The sequence below is a fragment of the Actinomycetota bacterium genome, assembly GCA_019347575.1.
In the GTDB taxonomy this organism is placed as follows: domain Bacteria; phylum Actinomycetota; class Nitriliruptoria; order Nitriliruptorales; family Nitriliruptoraceae; genus JAHWKY01.
In genome coordinates, this window is sequence record JAHWKY010000051.1 from 1 (window position 1) to 15,183 (window position 15,183).

A 15,183-nucleotide genomic window follows, 5' to 3' on the forward strand; every position below is an offset into this window, starting at 1 on the left:
TACGCAAGAGTATAGCTATAACAGCACTGTCGCCTGTACCTTCCGGGGCATGGACACCACACCCACCACCACACCCTTCCACACCGAGGTCGCTGTCGTCGGCGCCGGCTTCGCCGGCCTGCAGGCGGCCCTCGTGCTCGGCCGTGCCCAACGCCAGGTCGTCGTCGTGGGCCACGGACCCACACGCAACGCCGAGGCGTCCCACACGCACAACCTCTTGACACGCGAGGGCGCGACACCGAGCGAGCTACTCGCGGCCGGCCGGGCTGACGCGGCGGCGTTGGCCAACGTGACGCTGCTGGACGCGCTCGTGGACGCCGTGCTGCCGCCCGATGGCGAGGGTGCGCCGCTGCGCCTGCGACTCTCCGACGGCAGGGCGCTCATCGCTGACCACGTCGTCCTGGCGACCGGGGCACGCGACGCGCTCCCGCCCGTCCCCGGGCTGGTGGACCTCTGGGGCCGCCGAGCCCACTCGTGCCCATTCTGCGACGCCGCCCCCTACACGGGTCGACGGCTGCTGGTCCTCGCCGGGCAGGACGCAGCCCATCACCTGCAGACGCTGCTCTCGGGGTGGACAGACGAGATCACCGTGCTCGACCCCGACGACGTCGCGGTCCTCGAGGAGCGTGACGGCGATGTCGCGGCCCGCACCCACGACGGTCGCGACGTGCGCGCTGACGGCGTGTTCGTCGCCACGACCCCCCTTCCGCGGCTCGATCCCGTCGCGGACCTCGAGCTCGCCCACCGCGGCCCATATCTGGCGGTCGACGCCCACCAGCGCACGACGCTGCCCGGGCTGCTCGCCGTGGGTGACTGCGCCTGGCGCGATGGTGCGTCCGCCCCAGGAGGGCAGGTCGTTGCCGCGCTCGCCGAGGGCGCCGCCGCGGCCATGACAATCATCGTCGCCCGGACGGGCTTGACCGTCCCCGAGCCACCGCCCGCCGCCGCACCCGCTCGGACTGCAAGAGCGGGCGCGTCGCACGGGCGCCCGCCTGACGCCCCGGAAGACACGACCGCCGTTGAGTTCTGGGAGTCCCGCTACGCCGAGCGCGACCGGGTATGGACCGGCCGACCCAACCGCGGCCTCGTGGAGGCGCTCGTTGACATCGCACCCGGGACCGCGCTCGACCTCGGCTGCGGCGAGGGCGGCGACGCCGTCTGGCTCGCCGAACAGGGTTGGGACGTCACCGCCGTCGACATCGCCGGCACCGCGCTGCGTCGCGGCGCAGCCGCGGCTGCCGACCGCGGGGTGGCCACGCGCGTCACATGGATGCAGGCAGACCTCGCCGACGGCGTGCCCGAAGGCAGCTGGGACCTGGTCGTCGCGTCGTACCTGCTCTCCCCCGTCGCGCTACCGCGCGAGGTCGTGCTACGAGCGGCACGCGACCGCGTAGCTCGCGGCGGCCTGCTCATCATTCTGTCCCACCTCGCGGCAACGCCGGGAAGCTCCCCGCCGGCCCACGTGGACTTCCCGAACGTGGACGAGCAACTCGCCGCGCTCGATCTTGACAACGACTGGGACGTGCTCCGGGCCGAGCTACTCCACCCCCGAATGCTGGCACCGGATGGCACCGTCACCCATCGTGAGGACAGCTGCCTGGTCGCACGCCGCGTCCGCTGACAACCGGCTGCGGAGAGCCGCCGTCAGCTACCAGTGCACGCGGCGGGGTCCGACGGCGTCACGACGTCTTCAGTCAGAGCATTATGGGACATTCCAGCCCGTGCGGTCCCACGCGCAGAACCACGGCGATGTAGCGGTCCGTGAGACGCCGGCGCATCCCCGTTGCGGGCGGCAAAATCTCGCTCGGCGGTCCGCGCCCACAAGAGATGCGGTCCCGCGAGCAGCACGGGTCCGTAAGCCCACGAGCCGCGGTGCACCTATGCGAAGCCGGAACCGTACGTGGCGGCCGTTCGCCGGGTGCAGGCATCCAGCCGTGACGGTCGGGTGTTACTTCGGCGGCTCAGTCGACCGCCGGAAGAAGATGACGACCTATTCGGGCTGATCATTGGCCCCTTCGGATCCGTCGAGGTCATCGGGGAGAACCGCCACGGACTTGCTCTTACGGTATGAGAGAATTGGGTGTCGATTCGTTGAGGCGATCTACGTGCCACCCATGGACGCCATGCTTGACATCGAGGTGAGCCGCCGCGCGTTCGAGCAACGGGCCTGGGTCAAAGCCTGGGAGGCCCTCGCAAAGGCAGATGCGGCTACGGCGCTCGATGCCGCCACTCTGGAGCAACTTGCCCGGACGGCCTACATGCTGGGTCGGGACGACGACTACTTGTCGGGCCTCGAACGCGCACATCATGCGCATCTGAAGGATGGCGACGTCGCGGCGGCCGCCCGCTGCGCCTGGTGGATCGGCCATCACCTGCTGTTCCGCGGCCGAGCCGGACCGGCCGCCGGGTGGTTCGCCCGGGGGCAACGGCTCCTCGACTCGAGTGGCCTCGATTGCGTGGAGGTCGGGTGGCTGAAGCTCCCCGATGTCATCAAGGACCTGTCGCGCGGACGTGACGCCGAGGCCGCAGCCACGGCAGCGGCCACCGCCGAGATCGCCGAGCGGTTCGGGGACCAGGACCTGCGCGCGCTTGCCGTGATGGAACGGGGCCGGGCACTGGTGGGAGCAGGCGACCGGGAGCAGGGCCTCGAGCTCCTCGACGAGGCCATGGTCGGTGTAACCACGGGCGACCTTTCACCCCTCGTGGCGGGGATCGTCTACTGCAACACGCTCGCGTTCCTCGCCCGCATCTTCGAGCTAGCCCGTGCGCGGGAGTGGACGGCAGCGCTCACCGCGTGGTGCGACGCCCAGCCCGAGATGATCGCCCACAACGGTCCGTGTCGCGTTCACCGAGCCGAGATCATGACGCTGGAAGGCGCCTGGAGCGATGCTCTCGACGAGCTGCGGGACCTGGAGCAGCACTACACCGCCGGGGTGCTCAACGAGCGCGCGCAAGGAGACGCGGCCTACCGGAAGGGGGAGCTTCACCGCCTACGGGGCGAGCTCGGTGCAGCGGAGACCGCGTACGCAGACGCCGCCCGGCTGGGTCGCGACCCGCTTCCCGGACTTGCCTTGCTCCGGCTCCGGCAGGGGGACCTGCGTGCCGGGGTGTCGGCCATCGAGCGGGCACTGGCCGAGACGACCTCACCACTCGAGCGGGCTCCGCTGTTGGCCGCCCAGGTCGAGCTCGCACTGGCGGACGCCGACGTCGGCCCGGCTCGCGAGGCGGCGTACGAGCTCGAGCAGATCGCCTCCGCCGGAACCAGCCGGGCCCTCATGGCCACCGCGCGGGACGCTGCCGGCCAGGTCGCGCTGGCCGAAGGTGATGCAGCTGCAGCTCTGCGCAACCTCCGTCCCGCCTGGTACGCCTGGCAGGGTTTCGGGGCGACCTACCCGGCGGCATGGACCCGCGTCCACATCGGCCTTGCCTGCCAAGCTCTGGGTGACCACGAGGCGGCGTCGCAGGCGTTCGAGTCGGCCAGGGACGTCTTCCGACAGCTGGGCGCCGCTTGGGACCAGGGAAGGGTCGAGTCGCTGCTGTCGCCGGGGCACGGCAAATCGTCGTCGCATGGCCTCACGGCACGCGAGCTCGAGGTCCTCGGCCTGGTTGCCACGGGTAGCACGAACCGTGAGGTGGCCGCGACGCTGTTCATCAGCGAGAAGACCGTCGAACGGCACGTCAGCAACATCTTCACCAAGCTGGGGGTCCCCAACCGGGCGAGCGCCGGCGCGTACGCCCACGACCACGGCCTGCTCTGATCGACCGGGGGATTCCCCCCAAGACCCGCGCCTTCGCGGTTTGGGTGGTTGTCCCGAAGCGCTGCGACCCCGCTGGTTCGTAGTGTCCTGAAGACCACCGAACAGCGAGGAACCACCATGCGCACGCTTCTGAAGGTCGACATCCCGGTACAGACCGGCTCCCGAGCCGTCCAGGACGGAACCCTGGCGGAGACCGTCAAGAAGGTCTTCAGCCAGATCACCCCCGAGGCCGCCTACTTCTCCGCGGACGGCGGTGTCCGGTCGATCCACGCCGTGTTCGACCTGGCCGATCCGACCGACATCTGCCCCACGCTCGAGCCGTTCTTCACGGACCTCGGACGCCAACTGCGAGCTCGTGCCCTGCATGAACCAGGAAGAGCTGGAGGCGGGGATGGCCAAGCTGTTCGGCCGTGCCTGACACTCCTCCCAGACGCAGGAGAACCACCATGCCATCGAACATCGAACTCGTGCAGCAGATCTACGCCGCCATCGGTCGCGGCGACATCGGCACCGTGACCGCCATGATGACCAACGACGTCGAGATCCATGTCCCAGGCCCCGACGTGATCCCCTTCACGGGCACCTTCCGCGGCGCGGACGGTGTCGGGCAGTTCTTCCAGTCCATCGGCGCCAACTGTGACGTGGTCGCGCTTCAGCCCACCGAGTTCGTTGCCGATGACGATCACGTCGTGGTGGTTGGCAGCGAGACCCTGACGGCGAAACCGACGGGCCGCTCGTGGTCCACCGAGTGGGCGATGGTCTGGACGATCCTCGAAGGCAAGGTCTCGTGCCTTCGCGAGTTCCACCAGACCCACGCCATCGCTGCTGCGTTCGAATGAGTCGCCAAGCCGCGCGCCGGCGACCGGTCGGAACGCCGCCGGCTCTCGATCCGTCGCGGTCGAGCGCTACGGACCACCGAACACATCGACGCGACGACCCATCATCACCCCGGCGACGTCGGGTGTTTCGCACCAGAGGTCGGCTCGCCCAGAATCACGGTTAGCGTGCCCATGTGCAGATCTTTCTTGCCTATCGGGCACCCTGCTTGCATAATGTAAGCATGCCGAACGTACTCGTCCGTGATCTGCCCGACGACGTCCACGCTGAGCTCCAGCGCCGTGCCGAAGCGCGGGGGCAGTCGTTGCAGCAGTACCTGGCCGCGGAGCTCACGCGTTTGACCGGCACGCCGCCCCTGGATGAGGTGCTGGCGCGGATCTCGGGCCGGCGTGGGGGTCGCGTGGGGCTGACGCAGGCGGTTGAGGATCTGGACGCCGAGCGGGGCGGCCGGTGATCGTGGTCGATGCGTCCGTGCTAGCGAACGCGATCGGGGATGACGAGGCCGACGGACAACTGGCCCGCGACGCGATCGGTCAGGGTGGGGGTGCGAGCGCTCCCGATCTGGTCGATGTTGAGACGGTGGCGGTGCTGCGCAAGCGCTGGCTGGCCGGAACGCTGCCAGCACGGCGGTTCGCCTCGGCAGTGCGTGACCTCGAGGACCTGGCGCTCGACCGGTACCCGAGCCTGCGGCTGATGTGGCGCGCCTACGAGCTGCGTGACAACGTGACCCCCTACGACGCTGCGTACGTGGCGCTAGCCGAGGCGCTGGACTGCCCGCTGGTGACCGCGGATGCTCGTCTGGCCAAGGCACCGGGTATCCGGTGCGAGGTTGAGCTGGTCACGGCTCCGGGATGACGGCCTGCTCGCTCACGCGTCACGGTCTTCGCCTGGTCATCGCCCTCGGGTCGCCGCCGTCCTCGAAGGAGGCTCGCCCCACCCCTAGCGCGTCTGGGCGACGATTCAGTACACTAGGTTAAACGAATGCGAGGAAGCGGGATGGACGCGTGGGTGCTCGTGACGGGGGCGGCCAGCGGTATGGGGCGGGTCGTCGCCGAGCGACACCTCGCGGCGGGGCGGACCGTCGTCGGACTCGACCTCAACCCGGCGGGGCTCGAGGAGCTCGCCCAGGCGCACCCGCGCCTGCGCCCGTTCGAGGTGGACGTGTCCGACACGCGCGCCGTCGAGAAGGTCGTCACCGAGGCGGTGACCGAGCTAGGCGCACCGGCGCTGGTCTACACCGCCGCTGGGATCGGCCACACCGGGCGCATCTCCGAGACGCCGGCCGAGCGCACGCTCGCGCTGATGAACGTCAACTACGGGGGGACCGTCAACACGATCGCCGCGGTGCTCCCCGCGCTCATGGAGACAGGGTCAGGACGGCTGGTCGTGTTCGCCTCGCTGGCCGGTTGGGTGCCGGCGAGGAGCACCGGCCCCTACTCCGCGACCAAGGCGGCGGTGGTCCGTTACGCTGAGATACTGCGCTACGAGCTGCGGGGGACCGGCGTCGAGCTGACGTGTGTGTGCCCTCCAGCCGTCGATACGCCGTTGCTGGCCGACATGCCTGCGGCGCACGAGGGCCTCAAGTACGTGCCGGCGCTGAGACCCGAGGAGGTCGTCGATGCGATCGACCAGGCGGTCGCCAAGGGACGCTTCTGGGTCTTCCCGGGGCGGGGGACCGCCCTGATGTCGCGCTTCCGCCGTCACTTCCCCCGGACGCTGTGGCGGCTGCTCGACCACCTGCTCCCGAACGCCTGAGCCGACCGTGATCTGCTGCCTGCTCGCCGCCGCCATCATCGCCTTCTGGAAGCAGCTCGGGCGCGACGTCATGGCACGGCTGCGTGGACGCACGGTCGAGGACGAACCGATCCCCGTCCCTACGCCACGGATCGAGGTGACACCCGCGCCCGAGCCTTCCGGGCACGGCGATCTGGTCGGCGTGGGGTCGTGACGCGACCGGCCCGATGACCGTGGCCAGCCCGGCCATCCGGCTGCGGAACGCCCTGGGACGCGACACGGGCCCCGCCATGCGCGTGGCGACCGCAGCCGCGATCGCGGTCCTCGGCGTCGGGGCCGGTCTGGTCGCCTACCGCTGGTTCCTGGCGCGCATGATCGACGTCGGGTGGGTCGCGCTCCAGGCCGAGGGCGGCAGGGTGTGGCGCTCGTTCGAACCGTTCGGGGCCTCGCCCTGGTCGCTCGTCCTCGTGGGTGGCGTCGCGCTGGCCGCCCTGGCGGGGCGCGGAGGTCACCTCGGCCGGTCGTTGGCGCTCGCGGCGCTCGTGCTCGGGATCGTCTTCCTGGGCTGGAGCGAGGTGCAGCACCACTGGCTCGGCTGGATCGACGTCACCGAGGGAGGGTGGCGCTTCTGGCGCGATCAGCTGTTCCACGCCCCGGGGTTCGTGCTCGTCCTGGGCGGCTGGACGCTGGCCCGACGCGCGGTGGAGGACCAGCGTGACTGAGGTCATCGACGCCTGGATCCAGCCCTGGACCACAGAGGTCGTGGCGGGCATCCCTGAGCGCAACTGGGAGCTGGCACGGGCCTACGGCAACGCCGGTCGGCTCATGGCCGGCATCACGATCGAGAAGATGATCGCGGAGATGGACGCGGCCGGGGTGGGTCGAGCCCTGTGCTCTGCGGGGCCGCTCGTCGCCAACGACGTCGTGCTCGAGGCGGTGAAGGCCCACCCCGATCGGCTCGTCGGCGTGGCCAGCGTCGACCCGTGGGGCCTCGGCGGGGTCATGGGGGCGGTGCGCGAGTTGCGTCGCCTCGTGGAGGACCACGGCTTCAAGGGCCTCAAGCTCGAACCGTTCATCAACGACCGCGTCCTGACCGAGCCGCGCTGGTACCCGCTGTACGCGGCCTGCGTCGACCTCGGCATCACGCTGCAGACGCAGGTCGGCAACACCGGCCCGCCGACCTACCCGTCCGAGACCGGAAGGCCGCTGTACGTCGACCGCATCGCGGTGGAGTTCCCGGACCTGCGCATCGTGGCGGGCCACATCGGCTGGCCCTGGACCGACGAGATGATCGCCATCGCGTCGAAACATCTCAACGTGTGGATCGACACCAGCGCCTACCCGCCGAAGCGCTACCCGCCGTCGTTCGTTCACTACCTGCGGACGTGGGGGAGGAGCAAGGTCATCTGGGCGAGCGACTGGCCCATTCTCGACTTCGACCGCGCCCTGGCCGGGATCGACGACCTCGACCTGGCGGACGAGGTGCGTCGCGCGTTCCTGCACGACAACGCGGTCGCGGCGTTCGCGCTCGAGGACCGCGCGTGAACTTCGGGTTCGACGAGCGCGAACGGGCGTGGCGCGACGAGGTCCGTGCGTTCGTCGAGACCATCGACGGCGACCGCGTGCTCGAGCTGCGTCGGGAGATGGACGAGCTCGACATCGAGCGACACGCCGTCACCTTCTACCGCGAGCTGTGCGACCGCGGCTGGGTGGGTCTGGCGTTCCCGGAACCGTGGGGTCGGGGCGCGACCGTCACCGAGCGGATGATCATCCACGAGGAGCTCGACGCGGCCGCGCTGCCGCTTTGGGGCATGGAGACCAGCGAGGCCATCGGCTGGATGCTGGTGCGAAGCGGCCCGCCCGAGCTGGCCGAGATCCACCTTCCCCGCATCCTCGATGGCTCGTGGCAGTACTCCGGCGCCTACAGCGAACCCCAGGCCGGCAGCGACCTGCTGGCGCTCTCGACGCGGGCCGAGCGACGGGGTGAGGTCTACGTCGTCAACGGCGCCAAGCTGTGGACGTCGTCGGCGCACCTCGCCGACTGGATCTTCGCCATCGTCCGCACCGATCCCGCTTCGAGGCGACACCACGGGCTGTCGATGCTGCTGATCGACACGGCCTCTCCGGGTGTGGACGTCCAGCCGGTGCGGGTCATGGGCGGCTGGCGCGTGAACGCGGTGTTCTTCGAGGATGTCGAGGTGCCGGTGGGCAACCTCGTGGGCCAGGAGCACGAGGGCTGGTCGGTGCTCGCCACGGCACTGAACGAGGAGCGCTCGATGAGCTTCGGGGGGCGCGAGGCACGCCTGTTCCTCACGCGTGTGCTGCACCGCTTCGCCGGGCACACCGACGAGCTCGCGCCCCGCGACCTCGAGGCCATCGGCCGTCTCGCGACCGAGCTGGAGGTCGACCGGCTGCTGAACCTCCGCGTCGCCGCGATGGCCGAGCGCGGGCTTCCGCCGGCCGCCGAGTCATCGATGAGCAAGGTGTTCGGCTCCGAGTTGGCCCAGGACGTGGCGGCGTGGCTGACGGATCTGTTCGGGACGTCGGCGCAGGTGCCGGACGCGGCCGACACGCTCGTGGCCGACGCGGAGCTGTTCCAGCACACGGCGACCGTGTTGACGATCATCGGCGGGACCAGCGAGGTCCAGCGCAACATCGTCGCGACGCAGGGCCTCGGCCTGCCCAAGGGGTTCTGATGCTCGACGAGCGGTGGGGTGAGGACGAGGCGGCACTCGCGACGGGGCTGGCAGAGGTGCTCGCAGGCGTCTGCGGTACCGACGCCGTCCGAGCGGCCGAGGCCGCGGACGACGGTCGCGACCCCGACGTCGAGCAGGCCCTCGACCGGTTCGGCCTGTGGGACCTGCCGGGCGACGTCGGACTCGATGCCGTCGCTGCCTGGGAGCTCGGGCGTGCCCTCGCCCCGGTCCCGTTCGTCGAGACCGTGCCGGTGCGCCGCGTGCTCGATCTCGACGCGGCGTTCGCGCCGCGTGGGTGGGCGCCGGCCGCGTGCGCGTCGGCCGTGGTGGGGGACGGCGGGGCGCTGCAGCTCGTGCCGGTCACGGGACCGGCCCGACGCACGAGCGCCGGTGACTTGCTCGTCCAGGTGGGAGCCGGGGACTCGGCAAGCGAGGTGGTCGGCGACGCCGCTGTGGCCGATCGGCTCGCACGCCTGATATGGCTGATCGATGCCGCGCGCCTGGTCGGAGCGGCCGAGGCGGCGCTCGAGGTCGCCGTCGCCTACGCGAGCGAGCGCGAGCAGTTCGGCCGCCCTATCGGTTCGTTCCAGGCCATCGCCCACCGTCTCGTCGACGCGCGCACCGCGGTCGACGGGGCGGGGTTGCTCGTGCGGAAGGCGACGTGGCTCGCCGCCGAGGTCGGCGACGGCGCCCCGCCGGTCCCGTTCCCGGCGATGGTTCGGTGGAAGGCGGTCACCGCGGCTCGGCTCGTGGCCGCGACGGTCCACCAGACGCTCGGGGGCTACGGCTTCGCCCTCGAGCACGACGGTCAGCTCTACAGCCGCCGGATCCGCGCCTGGATCCTGCGCTTGCCCCGTCCGGAGGACGGGCTCGTCGACGTCGCCCGTCAGCTCCTCGATCCCGCCCGTCGTGACGCGGTGCCGTGGCTGTGGCACCACGAGCGGGGCGCGCCCCGCCCGCGATGGGCCGTCGAACTCGACGATCGCGGTCTGGGCTGACGGCGCCCCAAGGGCGGCACGCTCCCGCCCTGTCCGCCTGTCCGTGCGGGCTGCCCGGGGCAGCGACACACTCGATGGTGCTGCACTACGGGAAGGGAGCGGCATGAAGCACGATGAGTTCATCGGCTTGGTCCAGTCACGGGCCCGGCTCGACTCGCGCGGGGCGGCGGAGTCGGCGACGAGGGCGACGCTGACCACGCTCGCGGAACGTCTCGGGGGAGGCCTGCCGTCCAACCTCGGGGCGCAGCTACCTCCCGAGATCGGCCGCCACCTCGAGGACGGCGACGGTGAGCGGTTCGACATCGGAGACTTCTGGGACCGCGTCGCCGAGCGCGAGGTCCACGTCGTCGAGACTCCGGAAGCCGCGTTCCACGCGCGTGCGGTGATGTCGGTGGTCGCCGAGGCCGTCGGTGGCGACCAGCTACAGCGCATCCAGGATCAGCTCACGCCCGAGTGGTCGGATCTGTTCGACTTCTCGTTCGTCGAGGACGCCGCAGGAACGTGACCGATCGCCCGCGACCGGTGCGTAGGCCCGCGACTCCTCACGGGCCGTGTCACGCCGACAGGCGGTGAGCGAGGTAGCTCAGCGACAACGGGTAGCGGTAGTCGATGCCCCCGTGCTTGGCGTCGAACAGCTCGTGGTGGACATCGATGATGCCGATCGCCTCCAGCTCGGCGACGAACGCCTGCATCCCCAGGTCGAGGTACCACTCGTCCTTCTTCCCCGCGTCCAACCAGATGGCCCGCTGTGAGCGCAGTGCGTCGGTGTGTCGAGCGACCATCCGCACCGGGTCCCAGTTCAGCCACCGTCGCCACACGTCGGGGATCAGCTGCCCGGTACCCACATCGAACGGCAGGTGCACGGTTCCGTCGTCGTCGGCCGAGAAGCACGCCGCCACACCGTACGTCAGGATGAGGTTGTCGTCGTGCTCCTTCCTCATCGCGGGGCGCGAGAAGAAATCATCGATGAACGCCTGGTAGGAGCCGTCGTACTCGTCACGCAGCGCCCGCGCGGCATCGGCGAACCCGGGGATGTAGCAGAACTCGTACAGCGCATCCCCGGCGTGCGACGCGAGCCCTCCGAACAGGTCGGGGCGGAGCATCGGGGTGATCATGGCGCCGAAGCCCCCCGAGGACTTGCCCTGCACGCCGCGGTGGTCGCGGTTCGGGAGCGTGCGGTAGTGGTCATCCACCCACGGCACGATCTCGTCGCACAGGTAGGTGTGGTAGCGGCCGGTGCCGGGGGAGTCGACGTACTGACTGCCCCCGTACCGGGTCCACGCATCGACGAACACCAGGATGCACGGTGGCGCCGCGCCGGACGCGAACAGCTCGTCCGCCGCCTCGGGGAACGTCGGCCGCCACGGTGACCGGTTCGTCCACATGGTGGCCTGACCCGTGTAGCCGATCAGGACGTAGATCGACGGGTAGCGGCGGTCGTCGTCGTGGTAACCGGGTGGGAGGTAGATCAGCAGCGGCCGCTCCGCCGGGTCATCGAGGAGGTTGTCGGCCAGCACCTCGCTGGAGAACACGTGCTCCTCGAGCGTTCCCTCCAGGGGGGTGTGCATGCAGGCTCCGGTCGCCGTGGACCCGAGCGACCGTAGTCAACCGGGCGCAGCTCGCCGCGTCCTCGCACCGAGGTTCGAAGAGGTCTGGCAGGCTCGACATCCGGATTCTCCCCTGTCTCGAGGAGCCGCCCGTGATCATCGCCCGGTCCCTGGCCCTGTTCGCCCTCGCCGCGGTCGCCGAGATCGGTGGGGCGTACCTGGTCTGGCTCGGCCTACGCGGAGATCGGGGCTGGCCCTGGATCGTGCTGGGAGGGGTGGGGCTGACGCTGTACGGGGTCGTGGCGACGTTCCAACCGGAGGCCAACTTCGGCCGGATCTTCGCCGCCTACGGCGGGGTGTTCATCGCCGGGTCGCTGCTGTGGGGCGTGACGTTCGAAGGGTTCCGCCCCGACCGGTGGGATCTGATCGGTGGCGCCATCAGCCTCCTCGGGATGGCCGTGATCATGTACGTCCCCCGAGGCTGAAACGGTCGGACCCCCTTCCCCCACGCGAGGCGGAGAGGGCTGGTGGCGTCAGGACGTGAAGTCCCCGATGTCCTGGGCCCCGGTCCGGCGCAGCTCCTCCGGCGTCAGAGGGAAGACGTGTCGCGCCGTGCCAGCGGCCGCCCACACCTCGTCGAAGGTCGCCAGGTGTGGATCGAGGTAGACGGGGATGTCGCGGGCGTGACCGAAGGGCGGCGTCCCGCCGATCGAGAAGCCGGACGCGGTGCGGACCTCGTCGGCGTCGGCCTTGCGGACGCGAGGCACGCCGAGCAACTGCGCCAGCGCCGCCTCGTCGACGCGCTTGCTGCCCGACGTCAGGGCGACGACGGGTCGCTCCGTCCCGTCGTCGTCGATCGCGACGAAGACCAGGGACTTGACGATCTGGTCCACCTCGCACCCGATGGCACGCGCCGCATCCTCGGCCGTGCCGGTGCCCTCCGGGTACGCGACGGCGCGGATCTCGATGCCCAGCTCCCGTGCCGCCGTGACGAACCGCTCGTGTCCATCAGCCATCCAGGCGCCACCTCCTCGTGACGCGCGCGATCGTAACGACGCAGTACGCACGTTCCGCGCGCGCGCACGCCCCGAACCTCGCTGTGTCTAAGGAACTCGACTACTTGGATGCAGTCGCATGCACCCAGGTATTCAAGTTCGGGCGTAGCGGGTGCGGATGTCGGCGGGGGTGGCGGGGGAGAGGTCGTGCTCGGCAGCTAGCTCGACCGCCCACTCGACCAGGTCGGCGTTGGTCGCCTCCGGGAAGGCCCCGGGGTTGTCGCCGATCCCCACCCGGATGTGCCAGCCGCGCTCCAGCGCCCCGCGCAGCAGCGCCTCGGTGCGCTCGCGCGTGGTCATCTCGTAGGGCACGAGCATGATCTCGGCGTCGAAGTCGTCGGGGATCTGCGACACGAACGCGTCGAGTCCGACGACGTCCGCGAACGGTCCCTTCATCCAGGTATCGGTGAGGAACACCTTGAGGTTCACCGGCGTGGTGAGCATCCCGCACCGGGCCGCGAGGATGGCCCAGCGCAGCTCGCCGAGCTCGAACGCGGCGACCGTCGGGATGAGCCCGCGGCGCTGGATCTCGGTGAGCTCGGGCGGGGCGTCGGGGCGGTCGGTGTCGCCGTCGAGGGCGGTGTTGGCGCGTAGCCGCTGCTGCTCGTGGTCCCACATCGTGCGGCGGAAGTGCTGCACGACGTCGAACGGGGCGAACTCGAGGCCCGGCCCCTTGGCGGGCGGATCGTCATCGAGCGCCCACACGTGGCTCATGTCCCCGAGGTAGCTGGGGTAGCACATCGCGTCGACCTCGCCCCCGATGCCCGCCATCGCCTCGCGGTAGATGCCGTGACCGGTCCAGTCCTGGCTGCCATCGGGATCGCGCGCGTGGAAGTGCAGCACGGCCGCGCCTGCTCGCGCCGCTGCGACCCCGGCGGGGATGACCGCGTCCGGGGCGTAGGGGACGTGGGCGTTGCGGGAGCGGTCGGCGGTCTCGTTGAGGCCGACCTCGATGATGACCTTGCCCTCGTGGCGAAGCGACACGGGGTTCCTCCTCGCGATCAGGCCAGCAGGCTGTAGCCGCCGTCCACCTTGATGGTCTGGCCGGTGACCATGGCGAAGTCGGAGCTGAGCAGGCTCACGATCACGCTCGCGATCTCGTCCGAGGTGGCGAGCCGCCGCAGCGGCGTGCGTTCGGCCACGGCCCGCACGACCTCGTCGAACGTCTCCGGCACGTCGATGCCGATGCGGTGGCTCTCGTCGTCGACCAGCGACGGTGACACCGCGTTGACGCGCACGCCCCGCCGCCCCAGCTCCGCCCCGAGGTAGCGAACGGTGTTCTCGAGCGCCGCCTTCGCCGGCCCGATCGCCCCGTAGTAGTTGGCGTAGCTATCAGCCCCGAGGCTCGAGACCGTGACGACCGCGCCGCCGGCCGCCTCGAGATCGTCGATGGCCGCACGGACCAGCTCCTGCAGACCCCAGACCTGCACGTCCATCGCGGCGCGGTACTCGTCCGCGGTCACGTCCATGATGCGGCCCATGATCATCGGCACGGCCGTGGTGACGATGGCGTCGACGCTGCCGAGCTCGATGCGGGCGCGCTCGACGACGCCGCGCGCCTCGGTGCCCTGGTCGCCCTTGACGAGCACCGGCTCGGGTCCGACCTCGGCGACCTCCGCCCGGGTCTTCTCGGCGATGTCGTCGCGCGACACGTACCCGATGGCGCAGCGCGTGCCGGCGGCCGCGAGCCGAAGCACGGTGCAGCGCCCGATCCCGCGGCTGCCACCCACGATGAGCGCGGTCGCCGGGTAGCTGGTCGGTGCGGTCACGACGCGGCCTCCGGGTGGGTGTAGGTGACGGGCAGCCGGTCGGCGCCCCGCATCATGACCGGGCCCTTCGGGGCGTACTCGTAGCCCGGCTCGAGCGCGAGATCGGGCAGCAGGTCGAGCACTGTCTCGAGCGTCGTGCGCCCCTCGATGCGGGCCAGGCCCGCCCCGAGACAGTAGTGCTCGCCGTAGCCGAAGGTGAGGTGCTTGCTGTGGATGCCGGCGCGGTCGAGCCGGAACTCGTCGGGCTCGTCGAACACCTGGGGGTCGCGGTTGGCGATGCCGACACCGAGCGCGACCCGGTGTCCTTCGGGGATGGTGTGCTCGCCGAGCGGGCACTCGCCCGCCGCGACGCGTGGGACCCAGTTGAGCGGCGGGTCGTAGCGCAGCGCCTCCTCGACGACGCGGTTGACCAGCGAGCGGTCGTGGCGCACCTGCTCGAAGCGGCTGCGGTCGACCAGGAGCTGGTGGAACAGCGTCGCCAGCAGGTTCGCGGTGGTCTCGTTGCCGGCGATGATCAGGATGCGGATGGCGGCGACCAGCTCGTCGGTGCTCAGGCGGCCCTGCCCGTCGCTCTCGTCGATGAGGTGGTGCAACAGGGTGGTGCCGGGCTCACGTCGGGCGCGCTCGATCTGCTCCTGGATGTAGGTGCGGAACTCGCCCTCGCTCGGAGGGGGCTCGGGGCGGTAGGAGTGATCGACCGCCTCGTCCGACCACTTCAGGAACGACGACCGGTCCTCGTGCGGGATGCCGAGGATGGCACAGAACACCACGGCGGGCAGCGGGATGGTG

Annotated in this window: 18 protein-coding genes; 13 read left to right on the forward strand and 5 right to left on the reverse strand. The window is 70.6% G+C overall.

All coding sequences use genetic code 11. The features are described 5' to 3' along the window. The first annotated feature begins 49 nt into the window (after positions 1-49). From KY469_20670 to KY469_20725, 12 genes are all read left to right on the forward strand, one after another. Positions 50-1,621, forward strand: a complete 1,572-nt coding sequence (locus KY469_20670; GenBank protein MBW3665516.1) for an FAD-dependent oxidoreductase — start codon at positions 50-52, stop codon at positions 1,619-1,621. A 502-nt stretch (positions 1,622-2,123) separates the two neighbouring features. After that, on the forward strand, positions 2,124-3,758 hold the full coding sequence (locus KY469_20675; protein MBW3665517.1) for a response regulator transcription factor: 1,635 nt from the start codon (positions 2,124-2,126) through the stop codon (positions 3,756-3,758). Between the two features lie 446 nt (positions 3,759-4,204). Beyond that, entirely contained in the window at positions 4,205-4,597 is a 393-nt protein-coding gene (locus tag KY469_20680) for a nuclear transport factor 2 family protein (protein ID MBW3665518.1), read from the forward strand. Positions 4,598-4,818: 221 nt separating this feature from the next. Next, entirely contained in the window at positions 4,819-5,049 is a 231-nt protein-coding gene (locus KY469_20685; GenBank protein ID MBW3665519.1) for a hypothetical protein, read from the forward strand. Continuing rightward, positions 5,046-5,450 carry a type II toxin-antitoxin system VapC family toxin gene (locus KY469_20690; GenBank protein ID MBW3665520.1) on the forward strand — a complete coding sequence of 135 codons (405 nt, stop codon included), beginning with the start codon at positions 5,046-5,048 and terminating at the stop codon, positions 5,448-5,450. Before KY469_20685 ends, KY469_20690 begins: the two co-directional genes overlap by 4 nt. A 141-nt stretch (positions 5,451-5,591) precedes the next feature. Then, positions 5,592-6,350: an SDR family NAD(P)-dependent oxidoreductase gene (locus KY469_20695; protein ID MBW3665521.1), complete on the forward strand. Its 759-nt coding sequence runs from the start codon at positions 5,592-5,594 to the stop codon at positions 6,348-6,350. A gap of 7 nt (positions 6,351-6,357) precedes the next feature. After that, entirely contained in the window at positions 6,358-6,543 is a 186-nt protein-coding gene (locus tag KY469_20700) for a hypothetical protein (GenBank protein ID MBW3665522.1), read from the forward strand. Between the two features lie 13 nt (positions 6,544-6,556). Further along, positions 6,557-7,051: a hypothetical protein gene (locus KY469_20705; protein ID MBW3665523.1), complete on the forward strand. Its 495-nt coding sequence runs from the start codon at positions 6,557-6,559 to the stop codon at positions 7,049-7,051. After that, positions 7,044-7,874, forward strand: a complete 831-nt coding sequence (locus tag KY469_20710) for an amidohydrolase family protein (protein MBW3665524.1) — start codon at positions 7,044-7,046, stop codon at positions 7,872-7,874. The genes KY469_20705 and KY469_20710 overlap by 8 nt, the downstream gene beginning before the upstream one ends. A gap of 77 nt (positions 7,875-7,951) precedes the next feature. Further along, a complete protein-coding gene (locus KY469_20715) occupies positions 7,952-9,025 on the forward strand; it encodes an acyl-CoA dehydrogenase family protein (protein MBW3665525.1) in 1,074 nt (357 codons plus the stop codon). Then, on the forward strand, positions 9,025-10,023 hold the full coding sequence (locus KY469_20720; protein ID MBW3665526.1) for a hypothetical protein: 999 nt from the start codon (positions 9,025-9,027) through the stop codon (positions 10,021-10,023). The genes KY469_20715 and KY469_20720 overlap by 1 nt, the downstream gene beginning before the upstream one ends. Positions 10,024-10,126: 103 nt before the next feature. Then, positions 10,127-10,528, forward strand: coding sequence for a DUF2267 domain-containing protein (locus tag KY469_20725; protein MBW3665527.1), 402 nt, complete (start codon positions 10,127-10,129; stop codon positions 10,526-10,528). Between the two features lie 49 nt (positions 10,529-10,577). Here KY469_20725 and KY469_20730 read toward each other — a convergent pair whose 3' ends face one another. Then, positions 10,578-11,591, reverse strand: coding sequence for an enterochelin esterase (locus KY469_20730; protein MBW3665528.1), 1,014 nt, complete (start codon positions 11,589-11,591; stop codon positions 10,578-10,580). Between the two features lie 131 nt (positions 11,592-11,722). On the opposite strand from KY469_20730, the gene KY469_20735 reads away from it, so the two are divergent. Continuing rightward, on the forward strand, positions 11,723-12,055 hold the full coding sequence (locus KY469_20735; protein MBW3665529.1) for a YnfA family protein: 333 nt from the start codon (positions 11,723-11,725) through the stop codon (positions 12,053-12,055). Between the two features lie 48 nt (positions 12,056-12,103). Here the strand turns inward: KY469_20735 and KY469_20740 are convergent, their stop codons facing one another. The 4 genes from KY469_20740 to KY469_20755 all read right to left on the reverse strand — a co-directional run. Continuing rightward, positions 12,104-12,586, reverse strand: coding sequence for a YbaK/EbsC family protein (locus KY469_20740; GenBank protein ID MBW3665530.1), 483 nt, complete (start codon positions 12,584-12,586; stop codon positions 12,104-12,106). A gap of 132 nt (positions 12,587-12,718) precedes the next feature. Next, positions 12,719-13,609: a 3-keto-5-aminohexanoate cleavage protein gene (locus tag KY469_20745; protein MBW3665531.1), complete on the reverse strand. Its 891-nt coding sequence runs from the start codon at positions 13,607-13,609 to the stop codon at positions 12,719-12,721. Between the two features lie 17 nt (positions 13,610-13,626). Then, positions 13,627-14,394 (reverse strand): SDR family oxidoreductase, encoded by a 768-nt coding sequence (locus KY469_20750; protein ID MBW3665532.1) that lies wholly within the window; start codon positions 14,392-14,394, stop codon positions 13,627-13,629. Continuing rightward, positions 14,391-15,183 (reverse strand): cytochrome P450 (locus KY469_20755; GenBank protein ID MBW3665533.1); only part of this gene is annotated, 793 nt, incomplete at its 5' end. The genes KY469_20750 and KY469_20755, both read right to left, overlap by 4 nt.

What these genes read in the sequence shown, in the direction of transcription:
- KY469_20685 (MBW3665519.1), top strand. Translation starts at nt 4,819, where the DNA reads ATGCCGAACGTACTCGTCCGTGATCTGCCCGACGACGTCCACGCTGAG.
- KY469_20720 (MBW3665526.1), top strand. Translation starts at nt 9,025, where the DNA reads ATGCTCGACGAGCGGTGGGGTGAGGACGAGGCGGCACTCGCGACGGGG.
- KY469_20730 (MBW3665528.1), bottom strand. Translation starts at nt 11,591, where the DNA reads ATGCACACCCCCCTGGAGGGAACGCTCGAGGAGCACGTGTTCTCCAGC.
- KY469_20725 (MBW3665527.1), top strand. Translation starts at nt 10,127, where the DNA reads ATGAAGCACGATGAGTTCATCGGCTTGGTCCAGTCACGGGCCCGGCTC.
- KY469_20680 (MBW3665518.1), top strand. Translation starts at nt 4,205, where the DNA reads ATGCCATCGAACATCGAACTCGTGCAGCAGATCTACGCCGCCATCGGT.
- KY469_20675 (MBW3665517.1), top strand. Translation starts at nt 2,124, where the DNA reads ATGCTTGACATCGAGGTGAGCCGCCGCGCGTTCGAGCAACGGGCCTGG.
- KY469_20705 (MBW3665523.1), top strand. Translation starts at nt 6,557, where the DNA reads ATGACCGTGGCCAGCCCGGCCATCCGGCTGCGGAACGCCCTGGGACGC.
- KY469_20695 (MBW3665521.1), top strand. Translation starts at nt 5,592, where the DNA reads ATGGACGCGTGGGTGCTCGTGACGGGGGCGGCCAGCGGTATGGGGCGG.
- KY469_20670 (MBW3665516.1), top strand. Translation starts at nt 50, where the DNA reads ATGGACACCACACCCACCACCACACCCTTCCACACCGAGGTCGCTGTC.
- KY469_20740 (MBW3665530.1), bottom strand. Translation starts at nt 12,586, where the DNA reads ATGGCTGATGGACACGAGCGGTTCGTCACGGCGGCACGGGAGCTGGGC.